This is a genomic window from Oxalobacter vibrioformis (assembly GCF_027118995.1).
Classification (GTDB): domain Bacteria; phylum Pseudomonadota; class Gammaproteobacteria; order Burkholderiales; family Burkholderiaceae_D; genus Oxalobacter; species Oxalobacter vibrioformis.
Window position 1 is genome coordinate 2,567,987 of the sequence record NZ_CP098242.1, and the last position, 14,788, is coordinate 2,582,774.

General features: G+C 50.5%; 17 protein-coding genes. 2 read left to right on the top strand and 15 right to left on the bottom strand.

Annotated features, from left to right (window positions below; genetic code table 11):
• Positions 1–53 precede the first annotated feature (53 nt).
• From NB640_RS12725 to NB640_RS12750, 7 genes are all read right to left on the bottom strand, one after another.
• Positions 54–443, bottom strand: a complete 390-nt coding sequence (locus tag NB640_RS12725; RefSeq protein WP_332880245.1) for a class IV adenylate cyclase — start codon at positions 441–443, stop codon at positions 54–56.
• Positions 440–577, bottom strand: coding sequence for a CYTH domain-containing protein (locus NB640_RS12970; RefSeq protein WP_332880216.1), 138 nt, complete (start codon positions 575–577; stop codon positions 440–442). The genes NB640_RS12725 and NB640_RS12970 overlap by 4 nt, the downstream gene beginning before the upstream one ends.
• Positions 578–587: 10 nt before the next feature.
• Positions 588–1,766 (bottom strand): vWA domain-containing protein, encoded by a 1,179-nt coding sequence (locus NB640_RS12730; protein WP_269309063.1) that lies wholly within the window; start codon positions 1,764–1,766, stop codon positions 588–590.
• A 20-nt stretch (positions 1,767–1,786) separates the two neighbouring features.
• On the bottom strand, positions 1,787–2,626 hold the full coding sequence (locus NB640_RS12735) for an AAA family ATPase (protein WP_269309064.1): 840 nt from the start codon (positions 2,624–2,626) through the stop codon (positions 1,787–1,789).
• 69 nt (positions 2,627–2,695) lie between these two features.
• The gene (locus NB640_RS12740) at positions 2,696–4,069 is read right to left on the bottom strand and encodes a HAMP domain-containing sensor histidine kinase (protein ID WP_269309065.1); all 1,374 of its coding nucleotides are present in this window, start codon (positions 4,067–4,069) and stop codon (positions 2,696–2,698) included.
• A 4-nt stretch (positions 4,070–4,073) separates the two neighbouring features.
• On the bottom strand, positions 4,074–4,757 hold the full coding sequence (locus NB640_RS12745; RefSeq protein ID WP_269309066.1) for a response regulator transcription factor: 684 nt from the start codon (positions 4,755–4,757) through the stop codon (positions 4,074–4,076).
• A gap of 138 nt (positions 4,758–4,895) precedes the next feature.
• Positions 4,896–5,525 (bottom strand): EF-hand domain-containing protein, encoded by a 630-nt coding sequence (locus tag NB640_RS12750; RefSeq protein ID WP_269309067.1) that lies wholly within the window; start codon positions 5,523–5,525, stop codon positions 4,896–4,898.
• 223 nt (positions 5,526–5,748) lie between these two features.
• Here NB640_RS12750 and NB640_RS12755 point away from each other — a divergent pair, with 223 nt between their 5' ends.
• Positions 5,749–6,249, top strand: coding sequence for a hypothetical protein (locus tag NB640_RS12755; RefSeq protein ID WP_269309068.1), 501 nt, complete (start codon positions 5,749–5,751; stop codon positions 6,247–6,249).
• Between the two features lie 379 nt (positions 6,250–6,628).
• Here the strand turns inward: NB640_RS12755 and NB640_RS12760 are convergent, their stop codons facing one another.
• The 8 genes from NB640_RS12760 to NB640_RS12795 form a co-directional block, all read right to left on the bottom strand.
• The gene (locus NB640_RS12760) at positions 6,629–7,411 is read right to left on the bottom strand and encodes a HesA/MoeB/ThiF family protein (protein WP_269309069.1); all 783 of its coding nucleotides are present in this window, start codon (positions 7,409–7,411) and stop codon (positions 6,629–6,631) included.
• A gap of 53 nt (positions 7,412–7,464) precedes the next feature.
• Positions 7,465–7,896 carry an RrF2 family transcriptional regulator gene (locus NB640_RS12765; RefSeq protein ID WP_269309070.1) on the bottom strand — a complete coding sequence of 144 codons (432 nt, stop codon included), beginning with the start codon at positions 7,894–7,896 and terminating at the stop codon, positions 7,465–7,467.
• Positions 7,897–7,957: 61 nt separating this feature from the next.
• The gene (gene cysK / locus NB640_RS12770; RefSeq protein ID WP_269309071.1) at positions 7,958–8,914 is read right to left on the bottom strand and encodes a cysteine synthase A; all 957 of its coding nucleotides are present in this window, start codon (positions 8,912–8,914) and stop codon (positions 7,958–7,960) included.
• Between the two features lie 65 nt (positions 8,915–8,979).
• The gene (locus tag NB640_RS12775; protein WP_269309072.1) at positions 8,980–10,140 is read right to left on the bottom strand and encodes a trans-sulfuration enzyme family protein; all 1,161 of its coding nucleotides are present in this window, start codon (positions 10,138–10,140) and stop codon (positions 8,980–8,982) included.
• 11 nt (positions 10,141–10,151) lie between these two features.
• Complete coding sequence (locus NB640_RS12780) at positions 10,152–11,294, bottom strand: trans-sulfuration enzyme family protein (RefSeq protein ID WP_269309073.1); 1,143 nt, start codon at positions 11,292–11,294, stop codon at positions 10,152–10,154.
• A gap of 489 nt (positions 11,295–11,783) precedes the next feature.
• Entirely contained in the window at positions 11,784–12,893 is a 1,110-nt protein-coding gene (locus NB640_RS12785) for a DUF4238 domain-containing protein (protein ID WP_269308747.1), read from the bottom strand.
• Positions 12,886–13,728 (bottom strand): arsenite methyltransferase, encoded by an 843-nt coding sequence (gene arsM, locus NB640_RS12790; protein ID WP_269308748.1) that lies wholly within the window; start codon positions 13,726–13,728, stop codon positions 12,886–12,888. Before arsM ends, NB640_RS12785 begins: the two co-directional genes overlap by 8 nt.
• A gap of 23 nt (positions 13,729–13,751) precedes the next feature.
• Positions 13,752–14,120: an ArsR/SmtB family transcription factor gene (locus tag NB640_RS12795; protein WP_269308749.1), complete on the bottom strand. Its 369-nt coding sequence runs from the start codon at positions 14,118–14,120 to the stop codon at positions 13,752–13,754.
• Positions 14,121–14,242: 122 nt separating this feature from the next.
• On the opposite strand from NB640_RS12795, the gene NB640_RS12800 reads away from it, so the two are divergent.
• Entirely contained in the window at positions 14,243–14,782 is a 540-nt protein-coding gene (locus tag NB640_RS12800; protein WP_269308750.1) for a hypothetical protein, read from the top strand.
• Positions 14,783–14,788: the final 6 nt, after the last annotated feature.

The following is a 14,788-nucleotide window of genomic DNA, read 5'->3' on the forward strand; positions in this document are numbered from 1 at the left end:
TATCCTGGCGATTTCCTCAAGAGGCAGGAGAGAAAGAGAAGGGAAAAAGCCGGTCAGCCTTTATCGGTTTTCGCATTGATGAGGTCAATATAAGCCGATGCAACCAGACTTGACGAAGCGATCCCCGGATCTGCCATGAGACGCCTGGCTTCAGCAATACCGGACTCGGGAGACTCATCATCTTCCAGCACCACCTCAAGCTCAATAAAATCCCCGATCCCTTTAACCCGGTCCAGATGGATGCGTGTCCTGCCAATCATGTACAGGGCACGTTCCTTGACGGCCTGGCCGATCTCCCCATAAACGAGAGTCAGCGCTTCGTGCAGGCCTGCCGGATCTGCTGCCGTGGTGCGGACATAAAAAGAAGACGTCGGCCCGGTCCTGTCTTCCCGCTGGTAGAAAATCAGTTCCCCTGCGGTTTTACTGAAAATCCGCAGTTTCAGGCGTCCCGTCGGGCAATGAAAAAAACATCACCCTGATAAATCACTTCCCGGTTGCCATCCGAGAGCATGGCAACCAGCGGTTCCATCGCTTCGACACTGTTGATTTTCGCCTTGATTTCAATATTGTGCGCCATAGCCGATATTTTACTTGCTGAGTGCTCGCATGGCATCATCCAGCCCGCGCAGGGTAAGGGGAAACATACGGTCTTCCATAATGTCACGGATCATCTCAATGGACTGGGTGATATTCCAGAAACGTTCTTCTTCCGGGTTCAGCCAGACAGCATGCCTGAAATGCAGCAAAAGACTTCGCATCCATGTCTCCCCGGAATGCCGGCTGTGCGTCTGCTGGTAAGTATTATTGAGCGGCTCACTGATTTCGGTTGGGCCCATCGTGGCGTCGCCAACAAAGATCAGCTTGTAATCCTTGCCAAATTTGCTGGTAATGTACTGAATCGGATAGTGGGTGGTAAAAGAAGGGCCGTCATACTTCCATACCGTGTCATACACACAATTGTGGAAATAAAAATAGTCCATGTGCTTGAATTCACTTCGGGCAGCCGAAAAGAGTTCTTCGCATATTTTCAGATGCGGCGTCATCGAGCCGCCGGTATCAAAAAACAGCAGCACCTTGACCTTGTTTTTACGTTCCGGACGCATGACCAGGTCCAGCCAGCCGGCATTTTTGGCGGTACTGCGGATGGTCTCATCCAGATCCAGCTCATCAGGCACGCCTTCACGGGCAAATTTTCGCAGGCGCCTTAACGCCACCTTCATATTGCGCGTGCCCAGCTCGACTTCATCATCCAGCCCCTTGAATTCACGGCTGTTCCAGGCCTTGACGCTACCCTGTCTGGGCACTTCGGTATCGTCCATACGCAGACCTTCCGGATTGATACCGCCTGCGCCAAACTTGCCGCTGCCGCCACGGCCAAATAGCTTGTCACTTTCCTCATCAACAGGTTTTTCCTCTTCCGGTGTCAGCTCGCGGGGCGTTTCCGGTGTGTCATTCAACGCGGTATCCAGGAGCGCCAGTTCGTCTGCGGAAAGCACCTTTTCAGTGGCATTTTGCAGCCAGGCTTCCGGAATGGCTCCACCATTTTCGCCTGATGCCCTGATTTTCTCGAAATATTCCGCAAAGGCCACATCAAAACGATCGTAGTGAGCCTCGTTTTTCACCAGGCAGATTCGGGCCAGTGCGTAAAAATCATCCAGGCTGTAGTTGGCCATCCCCGCCTGCAGGGCTTCAAGCAGCGCCAAAAATTCCGTGATGGTTACCGGAACACGCCGTTCTTTCAGATGCAGAAAAAAATCGACCAGCATGACAGAAAAGAAGAGGGTGCCTAGCGCTGGTGGTTCATCTGCACAAGGCGGTGCAGCATGTCCACGTCCTGCTCGTTTTTCATGAGTGCGCCATAAAGTGGCGGCACATTGGAGAGCCTGTCACCAGCGGCTAAATATCCCGGATCAATACCTTCCGCTTTCAGGAGCTTTAACCAGTCGATCAGCTCCGATGTCGAGGGCTTTTTCTTGAAACCATTGACCTGGCGAAGATTGTAAAAGACTTCCAGCGCGTCGCGCATCAGGTTTTCCGACAGGTGCGGGAAGTGGACATCCACGATTTTGGTCATCGTTTCCCTGTCCGGAAAGGCGATATAGTGGAAAAAGCAGCGGCGCAAAAAGGCATCCGGCAGTTCTTTCTCATTATTGGAGGTAATGATGAAAAGCGGGCGGTGTTTCGCCTGGATCAGCTGGTGAGTTTCATAACAATAAAACTCCATCCGGTCGAGCTCCCGCAGCAGGTCATTCGGAAACTCAATATCCGCCTTGTCAATCTCATCAATCAGTACCACCGTCGGCCTGTCCGCCTCAAAGGCTTCCCAGAGAACACCCTTGATAATATAGTTGGCGATATTGGCAACCTTTTCATCTCCAAGCTGCGAGTCGCGCAGACGGGAAACCGCATCGTACTCATACAGCCCGTGCTGGGCCCTGGTGGTCGATTTGATATGCCACTGCATGAGCGGCATATCAAGCGCACTCGCCACTTCTTCGGCCAGCATGGTCTTGCCGGTACCCGGCTCCCCCTTGATCAGCAAAGGCCTCTGTAGCGTGATGGCGGCATTCACCGCCATCTGCAGTTCGGGCGTGGCAACGTAATTTGAGCTTCCTTCAAAACGCATGGCAACTTCCTGAATAGAATAGACGGTCAAAGTATATCAGGGTATTACAAGACAGGCAGGAACCTCCTGTCATGCCTCAACAGGCAGAATAATTTCCACGCACAAGCCCCCATCCGGCAGATTAAATGCCTTGATGCTGCCGTGATGCAACTCAACAATCTGCCGGGCAATAGCCAGTCCCAGCCCATGACCCTCTGTCGTACTGTATGTTCGCGTACTGCGAAAAAACCGCCTGAAAATCGTATCAAGCTCGTTTTCATCCACACCCGCTCCTTCGTCTGAAACGCATATACGTACCTGGGCCTGTGCTACGTCTTTTTCGCATGTAATCCATACCTTGCTGCCAACAGGAGTATGCTTGATTGCGTTGCGAACAACATTTTCCACGGCGCGAAACAGCAACTCCTCGTTTCCTTTCAACCGGGCATCAGAGCGGCTGTCAAAGAGAATGTTTTTTTCTCGCGCCTGCACCTCAAAACGCGCATCATTGACGACATGGGCAAGGAGTTCATCAACATTGATCCAGTCTTCTTTCACATCGATCACACCGGCTTCCAGCCGCGACAGGACCAAAAGCTCATCAACAAGCCGGTTGATCCGGGTGCCTTCATATTCAATCCGCTCAAAAGAGGACTCCTGTTTTTCCGGCTGCTGTCTGGCCAGGCCGATTGCCACATTCAGCCGTGCCAGCGGTGAACGCAATTCGTGTGAAACATCATGCATGAGCCTGCGTTGCCCATTTATCAGCGCCTGAAGCTGTGCGGCCATATTGTCGAAATCCTGCCCGAGATCAGCCAGTTCATCTTTCCTTTTTCCCATTTGCTTTCCCAATTCCGGCTGCAGGTTTCCCAAAGAGGCGGCTTTAAAAGCCTTTCGCAATAAATTGATGGGTTTTGAGAAATACCATGCAAGCAGGGCAGCAAATAACAGGCTGGCCAAAAGCGCCGCCAAAATGGCTTGCCAGGGTAAAAGAGGGGGTGGCCTGGGTGGTGGAGGGGGCATTCCCGCGCCGTTTTGTGGGGGTGGCAAGCGGTTCAGCATGCCTTCCGGTGCCGGCACAAAGAGAATAAGGGACTGGCCATCCGGTGCTTTGACGTGCCGTGTAATATTGGCGTCCTTATTTTTGCGAACCAGCGTTACCAGCGTGTTTTCCATTGGCCGGCCAAGCAGTTCCTGGCCCTTTTCATCAATGGCATACACGAGAGCTGGCCGGTCCTTGTTGCTTCTACTTTGCAATAATTTCTGCAGGGCTTCTATACCGCCATACTCAAGGGTTGCCGCAGCAGATTCAATTTCAAAAAGCGCGGGCGGGCTGCTATCGATTTCGCGCATGACATTGGCAAGATGCTGCTGATGCAGCCAGAACGCGGCACCCACGGCAAAAATTGATGTCAGTTGTGCAAGCCAGATCGAAAAGAAAAATTTCCAGAAAAGGCGTCCCACGAGTTTATTCCCTGATTAGCTGATAACCGTGCTTGTAAACAGTCTGAATACAGGAGCGCTCACCGGGAAGCAAAGGCAGTTTCTGGCGCAGGCTGCTCATGTGTACATCAATGTTGCGATCAAAACGCGCCATCGGCCTGTCCAGCACCATGAGAGAAAGATCGTTTTTACTGACAGGCTGCCCTGCGTGGCGAGCCAGTACCTTGAGCAGGTTGAATTCTGTGCTGGTCAGCACAACCGGGGTGCCATCCCATGTCACATGCCGATTTTCAGGATAAATCTCAAGCAGGCCAACATGGATGACTTCGGGGGAATCCGGCAAAGCAGGGGATACCCGCCGCAGTATGGCGCGTATTCTGGCGGTCAGTTCACGAGGGGTACATGGCTTGGGAACATAATCATCTGCACCCAGCTCAAGCCCTAAAATCCGGTCTGTATCATCTCCCTTGGCAGTGAGCATCAGCACCGGAACCGTACTTTTTTGCCGGACACGCTTCAGGACTTCTGTCCCGCCCATCTTGGGCATCATGACATCAAGTATAACCATGCTATAAGCGTCGGAAAGCGCTTCATCCACACCTTCTTCGCCATCATGAGCGATGGTTGGCGTAAAATTTTCCTGTTTCAGATAGTCCGCGAGCATATCCGTCAGTTCAACATCATCATCAATAAGCAGAATTTTTGTCATGACAGGCAGGCAGAAAAATAAAAAAAACAGGAGCAGCGTTTTTATTTTATCCAGAGCCGGCCAGTATCATTTCCATGAAAAAAACCATTATTCCAGCTCTTTTCAGTACTGGAATAATGGTTACAGGGGGGAGTGTAATCAGGCCGTTACCGACAGCATGGGCGATACTGAAGATTCTTCGCCGATGCCATAGGCGCGGAGCAACTGAAGAAGATTCATCGCGGTTTTCGTTTCGTCATTTTCAGCCTGGGTGGTGGAATTGGCCTTGTCATACGCTTGTGCCTCTTCCATGCTGACCTTGCCATCGCCATCAGCATCTGCTGCCTCAAAGTTTTCGATGATGTTGGAAATAAGGGCCGAGCGCTTGCTGTCAGAAGAGCCGATTTCCTCAAGCTGGCTGGTCAGCTCTTCCAGTGTGAATCCCGCTGAATCGGTTTCTCCCATGCCTTCTGGCGGCGGGGGAGGCGGCATATCGCCTGTCATGCCGCGTTCAATGCGCGACTGGAAAAACTGGTTGTCCAGTTCTTCGGCAAGCTGTGCCAATGCCGTACCCAGTTCATTTTCCGTGATTTTGCCATCAGCATCGCTGTCGATCTTGCTGAAAATGTCATCAATATTTTCAGACGATGCTGTGCCTGCTACAGCAGTAACCGATTCAAGGGCAGACTGTAAATCACTTTTTTCAAGGTATCCCTTGTCCTGCGTATCCAGTTTGGAAAAGAGTGAGCTGTTCCAGGATGAAATGCTGCTGCTGATTGACGATATCATGATGTCCCTCCGTTTTTTTGATTTTGAAATAACATGAGTAATTATCAGCAAATCAGAGAATTTCTTAAGAGCAGTAAATGTAAAAGCAGGTAAAGTTTTGTAAAGGCTCGGGGGCCGATTATGGATCAGGGCAAACGGATATCTGGAAAACAGGGCCATACGACATATAATGAGTGCTTTCCCGGATATCCCTTCTTTTATTCCGCTACGGAATGCTGAATATATGAACACAATCAACTACCTGAACATGGATGAAGGTAAAGCTGTCCTGTCAACACCGGACGAATTTACTGAAAAAGCAATTAACAATATGAGTGCCTGGCTTTCCAGTGCCGTAAAGAGTCAGAAATTTGTCTCGCTGCCTGAACCCTTGAGTGAATACAATGCCCTGGTGGACAAGGGCGATGATGGGCTGGTGTGCTCGATTTATGCCCCGGCCAGCCTCATACCGCCTGACGTATTGAGCAAAAGAGGGGAGGAAGTGATGCCCGAGGGCGTCCCCCTGCTGATTTTTGGTGTTGCCCTTGATGAGGGAAAAAGCCTGTGGAATTTTTTCACGCAGGGCTTTTACACGGGTGACAGGGTGATCCCGATGCCGCCGGAACCCTGGGTGACCGTTATGCCATACCAGATGTATCGCTATATTCCCGATCCCGGTCAAATTGTCCGCTTTCAGAAATGTGTTGCCCGTGCCTGGTTTGATGTGCAGAAAAAATCGCATTAAACCGCGATGCCCGCCGCCCGCACAAAAATCACATAGACGCCAAATTTAATGCTATATATTGCATTAAATTAAATATATAACCAACTGATATTAAAAAACATATTCCAGCTTATATTGTCGTTGTAAAGCCCGGCCTGATTTCTGAAAAACAAAAGGATGAAATCGCTGCGCATAATTAACGGCAGTATTCGTGGCGACAGGACCAAAGAACAGCGCCAAAGCCTGATGCTCGCCAGGTATTGCCTGAGCCAGGCAGGGAAAAGGCACGGTTTGACGCTTTGCCGCCAGATCTGCAGGCTTATCTGAGCAGCCTGGGTGTCAGCAAAGATAATTTTGCCCTGTGAAAAGACGGGGCCACGCCATCGTTATTGCCCCTTTTTTACCGGCGGGAGGCGCAAACCGGGCATTGAGGACTGCGCTCGATTAGGATTTCGGTCCATTGCATTTTCAGGGCATCCAGCAACAGCAATCTGCCGGACAGTGATTCTCCGATGCCGGCAATCAATTTCAGGGCTTCTGCCGCCTGTATCGTGCCGATTGCGCCTATCATCGGCGCAAAAACACCAAATTGGGCCGCCTTCCTGTCGGTAAAATCCAGATCGGCAGAATACAGGCATGAATAACAGGGGGCATCGGCCCGGCGTAAATCAAACACGCAGACCTGCCCGTCAAATCTCAGCGCAGCACCGGAAACCAGCGGTATTTTCCTGGCAACACATGCGTTGTTAATCACATGCCGCGTCGCAAAGTTGTCCGAGCAATCCATCACCAGTGTGACATCTTGTAAAAGCGCATGTATGAGGCCGGTATCCAGACGGCTCGTCACCGGGATAACCTCCACATCCGGATTGAGTTGCCTGATGGTCATCGCGCCGGATAAAGCCTTGTTTTCGCCAATTCTGTCCGTGGGGTGCAATATCTGGCGCTGGAGATTGCTCAGTTCCACCCTGTCATCATCAACAAGGGTGATTTTCCCGATACCGGCAGAAGCCATGTAGTAACAGGCAGGAGACCCCAGCCCGCCTGCGCCGACAGCGAGAATATGGGCGCGCCTGATTTTTTCCTGCCCGCTTTCACCAAGCTCATCCAGCAGGATATGGCGGGAATACCTTTCCCGGCTTTGAGTGTTTTCCGTATCCGGAAAAGATTGCCTGACAGTCATTTCAGAACACCATCCTTGTCATTGCGTTATTTCATATACAGATCATGCTGCATTCAGCGCATACACAGATCGGCAGGGTTTTCGGAGCTGCCCAGATCTTCAAGCGTCATGCTGTCAAAATAGGCGCTGGTAGCCTGATGCAGCCCCTCCCAGAACCTGAGCGTCGTGCAGTGGGCTGCGCGGGGGCAGGTGTTGGGTTGCTGTTCCAGGCAGGCGATAGGGGCAAGATTTCCCTCAATGGCGCGTATGACGTCCCCCGGCGTGTATTCTGATGGCTTTTTTGCCAACCGGTATCCGCCTTGCGGACCGCGGGAACTGACAAGCAGCCCCGCGCGGGTCAGGAAGATGACGATCTGTTCAAGATATTTGACCGAGATATCCTGTTTTTTCGCAATATCCTTGAGGGCGACAAACTCACCAGCAGGAACAGACACAAGATCCAGCATCAAACGCAGGGCATAGCGTGTTCTTGTCGAAAACTTCATCAGGCTCTCCCATTACCTCTGTTTGTAAAAACAGGCCATGATAACGCGTCACATCGAAAAATCAGGCCGCGATGTTCTCAAACAGGACAGATGACAGATAACGCTCTCCGGCATCAGGCAGGATGACAACAATGGTTTTGCCTGCAAATTCGTCAAGTGCAGCCAGCCTTGCCGCCACGGCAGCTGCCGCACCCGAAGAAATACCGCAGAGAATTCCTTCCTCCCTGGCAAGCCTTCTGGCAAAATCAATGGCTTCCTCGTTGCCGACTTGTTCGACGCGGTCAAGCAGTGACAAATCCAGTGTTTCAGGAATAAACCCGGCACCAATGCCCTGGATTTTATGAGGCCCCGGCTTGATAGCCTGCCCTGCCAGTGCCTGGGTAAGAACAGGGCTTCCGGCCGGTTCAACCGCAACGGACGTTATTGCCTTTCCTTTCTGGTGTTTGATAAACCGTGAAATACCGGTGATGGTGCCGCCGGTTCCCACACCGGCGACAACGGCATCAACTGCGCCATCCGTATCCTTCCATATCTCAGGCCCGGTTGTGGCTTCATGAATGGCAGGATTGGCCGGATTTTTGAATTGCTGCGGCAGGTAATACTGCGCGGGGTCCGAAATGGCAATTTGTTCGGCCAGCCTGATTGCGCCACCCATGCCTTTTTCACCAGGCGTGAGACGTAACGTTGCGCCAAGCATTGCCAGCACCTTGCGTCTTTCCACGCTCATTGTTTCCGGCATGGTCAGGGTGATTTTGTAGCCTCTTGCTGCAGCAATATAGGCTAGGGCGATACCGGTATTACCGCTTGTTGGCTCAACAATTTCCATTCCTGGCCTGAGGATTCCTTTTTTCTCGGCATCCAGGACAAGAGCAGCGCCAAGACGGCATTTGACAGAGAAAGAAGGGTTTCGCCCCTCGATTTTTGCCAGAACAGTTGCCTGATTGCCCACAATGCGGTTGATCCGTACCAGCGGCGTATTGCCGATTGATTGTGAGTTGTCCTCAAATATCCGTGCCATGATAAAACCTTTCTTCCTGATAAATTAGGGCAGCCCGAATGAGGGGATGCCTGATGAAAATATACCTATGCGGAGACGCTTTCCCTCAATCCCTTTTCCAGTGCCTGACAGATATCAGCAAGCAGGTCAACTGGCGCTTCCAGGCCCACGGAAAGGCGGACCAGGTTGTCGCCGATGCCGCGGCGGGCCCTTTCTTTTGGGGGCATGGCAGCATGCGACATGGTTGCCGGATAAGTCATGATGCTTTCCACACCGCCCAGGCTCACAGCAATAAGGGGAAGATGAACATTGCGCAGGAAAGCCCGGGTAAGGGCTGGACTCTCCAGCTCAAAAGACAGAATGCCTCCTCCGCCTGACGCCTGTTGCGCATGGATTTCCCGGCCAGGATGCCCGACAAGCGCGGGGTAATGAACGCGGATTACCTGAGGCAGGGATTGCAGTTGTTCTGCCAGCCAGCCAGCCGCATCCTGTTCAGCAGCGAGACGCACACCCAGTGTTTTCAGCCCGCGCATCAACAGCCAGCAGTCCTGCACGCCCGGCACGGCGCCAAAAGCATTCTGGATAAACCGGATTCTCTCGCCCAATTCGCGTGATCCTGCGACAACAATACCTGCCACCACATCGGAGTGCCCGTTCAGGAATTTCGTGGCGCTGTGAATGACCAGGTCAAAACCGTGTTTTAACGGCTGCTGCAAAAAAGGCGTCGTGAATGTGCCATCAGCAATGGCCAGCAATCCATGCTTTCTGGCAATCGCCGATACCGCATCAAGGCCAGTAATCCGCAGCAGGGGATTGGACGGTGTCTCAATGAGAATTGCCCGGGTGGAAGCAGTTACAGCCGCTTCGATTTGCGCCGGGTCTGTCGTATCCACAAAGCTGGTTTTGAGTCCCCACCGCGAAAACATCTCCGTCAATGCCCGATAGGTGCCGCCGTAAATGTCTGTGCCGGCGATAAGATGATCGCCGGGCTGGAAAAGAAGCAGAGTAGAGGAGAGGGCGGCCATGCCGGAAGAAAAGGCGAGCGCCATGGCGCCCCCCTCGATTTCAGCCATCGCCTTTTCCAGCGCGTCGCGGGTCGGGTTGCCGCTGCGGGCATAGTCATATTGCGCCGGGTTTTCCGGATCAGGCTGGGAATAGGTCGAAGCAAGATAAATCGGCACACTTGATGCGCCTGTGGCGGGATCACGATCCTGTCCCGCATGGATCAACAGGGTAGAAAATTCCATGGTTTTCCTTTTCATGTCATGGCGTGTTTCAGGTCGGCAATGAGGTCATCCACATGCTCGATGCCAACAGAAAGGCGCAGCAGGCGCTCATTGATGCCAAGGCGCTCCCGGACATCCCCGGGTATGTCAGCATGTGTCTGGACAAGCGGGTAGGTAATCAGCGACTCTACGCCTCCCAGGCTTTCGGCAAAAGAAAAGACCCGGACCTTTTTCAGGATGTCAGGAATGCGTTCGGGATCATCTGTTTCAAAAGAAATCATCGCGCCAAACCCTTTGGCCTGACGCTTTAAAAGCGCATGACCAGGATCGTCAGCAAGGCCGGGATAGCGCACATGGCAAACCTGTGGATGCGACGCCAGAAAGCGGGCAATTCCGAGGGCATTGTCCTGCTGCCGTTCAAGCCGGATTCCCAATGTTTTCAGGCCCCTTAAGAGCAGCCAGCAATCAAAGGGACCCAAAACAGCCCCCACCGCGTTTTGCATATAGGCGAGCCGAGCCCCCCATTCTTCTGTCCGGCAAATCACTGCGCCGGCCACCACATCATTATGTCCGCTCAGGTATTTAGTGGCACTGTACACAATCAGGTCGGCCCCATGATCGAAGGGGCGAAACAGGTAAGGTGTCAGGAAGGTGTTGTCAACAGCGAGCAAAGCGCCCGAACGATGTGCCAGCGAAGCCAGTGAACGGATATCCGCCACCCGCAAAAGCGGATTGGACGGGATTTCAACCAGTATCATTGCTACATTTCCCTGCAATAATGCAGCTTCCACAGCTTTTATGCTCGATGTATCCACATACACCGGCTCAAGCCCGGCAGGGCGGAAGAATTTTTCCACCAGCCGCACCGTGCCACCATAAGGGTCCTCCGTAATAATGACCCGCTTGCGCGGACCATCCTGAATCAGGCGGAAAACCGCATCCAGGGCCGCCATGCCGGAAGAAAAAGCACAGGCGCGGTTTCCGCCGTCCAGCGCGGCAAGCGTGCTTTCCAAGGCGGCACGGGTCGGGTTGGATGTCCTGGAATAGTCATATCCCGTGCTTTCACCAAGCGCTGGGTGGCTGAAAGTCGCCGATTGATAAATCGGCGCCGACAATGCCCCGGTGCGGGGATCGGAATGATTTCCCGCCTGAGCGAGCAAAGTGTCTGGTTGCATGGTTATATATAATTCCTATTAAACATGTAGGAATTATATATAACAAAAAACAAAAAGAAAGCATATTCCCTGTTTTTTTGAAAAACCGTCATTCTGACAAAGGGCATAAAAATAGTGAGGCGGACTTAGAAAAGCAGCCATGCCATTCGATCATTTTTTACTAATTTACATTAGGATAATGATGAAGATATTTGGTTTTTAATGTGATTTTAATGTTTTTTTTGCTTTGGCATTTGGAAAAACAGCGTACAGGCAATCTATCGGTTACGGATGATGCCATCAAACCGGATACCATCCTGAAAAGAAGAGATGCCTGCAAATATTCACTGTATTGAAAGAGGATGACCGCAAAACATCCAGGCATGTGACGCCATGCGAAGGATTAGCATTTGTTTAGGGAGTCCCGGAAATATCTGGCATATTAGGCCCCGCATGTCAAGACTTAGCTCAAATGTCCGCTTTCGGGCTAAGTAGAAATGTCCACTTTTTCTATTGCCGTGTATTCAAATAATGAGGGCGGTATCTATTCAAAATCTCCGCATTGCTGGCAAAAACGTTCTCGTAAGCTGCTGCAACAATTTTCCTGTTTAGAAAATCCACTTCCTCATCGGTGTTAATCTCGCGGTGAACAGGGAATTCTTCTGTATTGGAAATGATAAATGCTCTTTCAGGAGATAAAGGATAATAATTAATCATCTCTACAGTGGGTTGGGGATGAATGTTAGCTACTGGACAGTCAGAAGTAATGAACTCAATGCCCGTTCTATTGGTGCACATGGTACAACGATAAGAATCTGAGTTATGAATAAAATCTGTACTGATATTATCCCCAAACATAAAGTACAGATACCACCAGTGCTTTTCAATTAAATTGGCCAGTTTTAGTGAATCAGGAGAATTGTCTGCCCTCAGTGCTCGTGTGAATTTGTCTCTCAAGGCTTTTGTTCTCGTTAGCTGCAAGGAAAGAAACTTCGTGAAATTCACATAATTTTCTCTCTTATCGAGAATAGATAAATTACCTTTGACAAGAGCGTCTAAGACGGGCCTGGCATAGGTTTCAATGGCCGAGTTTTCACCTTCAATGAGATTGTAGGTGCACCATTCAACAAAAGCCTCCACACCAGGTATATGACTGCCTTTCTTTCGTATCAGCTCAAGTTTTTCATATCGCCTTTTGTAAAGGTCTAATCTCTTTTGGTGGGCTTTTTTTAATGAAGGATGAACATGCGTAAAATGTGCTTCAATCAAAGCTAGCTCATCAGGTTCAATTTTTTCGAGTTTGTAAAAATCACGCTCCTGAGCAAGACCGGCGATGCTATCGTTGCTGATCTTCCCGCTCTTTGAAATATAGTGAATATCTCTTCCGTTGGACCAGCTCCTGAGATAATGGGCCCAGACGTGATGATGTTTTCTTTTTATAGGAAAACGTCTTCTTAATTCGTTTCCAAGTTCATCATGTTTATCAGCGGACTGTGATTCAGGATTGCCAGGGAAAACTGCATCCAACTGCGAAACCAGGAAGTCAAGATAAGTATCAAGATTGCTAAGAGGAGCCGGTTTCTCGGAATCAGTTAAATCTGTATTTTTCTTATCAGACATTTTTTCTGGCTTCTATACTCAGGCTGACAACATAGTTTTCCAGTTTTTCACCCTCCGGCAACGCTTCAGCAATCTCTTTGTAAAGTGGATCATTCCAGTCTTGCATCTGCTGCACATAGCCAGGCTTTGGAGTCAGCATAATGGAAGTGAATCCAGCCTTTTCCAGCATGGCACGGGTATCATCAACCAATACCGCACCGCCCACACAACCGACGAGAGCAGCAGCCATCTCACGCACCTTTTCCGGAAGCGGTTTTAGAATGGCCAGGTCAGAAACAGATAACTTGCCGCCCCGTTTTAATACCCGATGGATTTCCTGCCAGACCTGGGGCTTATCGGGTGAAAGATTGATGACGCAGTTTGAAAGCACGACGTCAACGGTGCTGTCTGCCACAGGAAGGTGTTCAATCTCGCCCAGACGAAATTCCACATTATCCAGTCCAGTTCGTTCTCTGTACTGTCCAATATTTTTTCTGGCGATACCCAGCATTTCGGCTGTCATGTCCACACCGATAACCCGTCCTGCCATCTTCACCTTTTCACCAGCCTGAAACGCATCAAAGCCGCCGCCACTGCCGAGATCAAGTACAACCTGGCCTTCAGTCAGTGCCGCAATCGCAACCGGATTACCACAGGATAAACCCATATTGGCCCCATCCGGCAAGTTGGCAAGATCGTTTGCATCGTACCCCATAGCAGCAGCAAGTCGAGCAGGGTCTGATGGACCGCTGCGCCCACTACAACAGCACGGAGATTCTGCACCAATAGCAATAGCGGCATAGCCGGTACGCACGGTGTCTCTGATAATCGTTTCGTTTTTTTCCTGTGTACTCATGTCAGTAATCCTTTTACTAGATGTCATTTTTTCTTTTTGGCAGCCGGATCAGGCAAAAAACCAGCGGGAATGCCACAATCAGCCCGATAACTCATGCATTTTTCCGGATCAGCTGAGCAGCATTCCTCCGTCAGATAGCCAATCAGCTCAAGCATGAGAGGGATATTGGCGCGATACCGCAGGTAACGGCCTTCCTTTTCCATGTTGACCAACCCACTGTGTGTAATCCCTTTCAAGTGAAAGGAGAGGTTAGTTGAAGGAATATCCAGTGCTTTTGCTATTTCGCCTGCAACGAGTCCATCCGGCGCATGCTTGACGAGTAGCCTGAAGATATCCAGCCTCACATCTGAAGAGAGGGCTTCAAAAGTCGTTGTTGCTTGTTTCGTATCCATAATATAACTATACAACTATATTTGAAATATTGCAAAACTAGGCGCTTTGACGTTCATGCAAGCACAGGCAGAAGGTATACTAATGCTTTGTATTTGAATGATTTGTTGAGCAAGGACTAAGGATGAAGCTTGAGGATTTTAGTATTGGCACTGAATTCATGACATCAACAGGGCAAACCTGGAGATGTACAGATGTCGGAAGCAGAACCATCCTGGCGATCGAAATTGATCCGGATCGTGACCCGAGCTGGTATGTCGGGCCGCCTTATATCGTTGAAGAACAGCCTTTCGACGAGAAGGCGATTCGAGATTGTCATCAAAATGTCGATGATGCCATACGTGAGAGTTACGAAACTCATAAAAAATCACACCATCCTGGGTTCTCGACAGAAGTTATGGACGTGTTTAGCAGACATTACGGACAACCTCGACGTCTAGATTATCCCAACAGGCGACTCCTTCGCCTCAATAAAGTCACGATGGACGGCGCTGTTATCATGGCCTATTCTGTGGAAAAAGAAGGTGAGCAATGGATCATGCTCACCTACAATATTTTCACCAGAGAGTTTTCAAAAATGAGGGAAAGCGATTTTGTACGTCTACGCACGGCCGCTGAAAGCGACCTGGTAGCGGCAAAACAAAAGGGCAGTATCATCCTTTAACCTCAC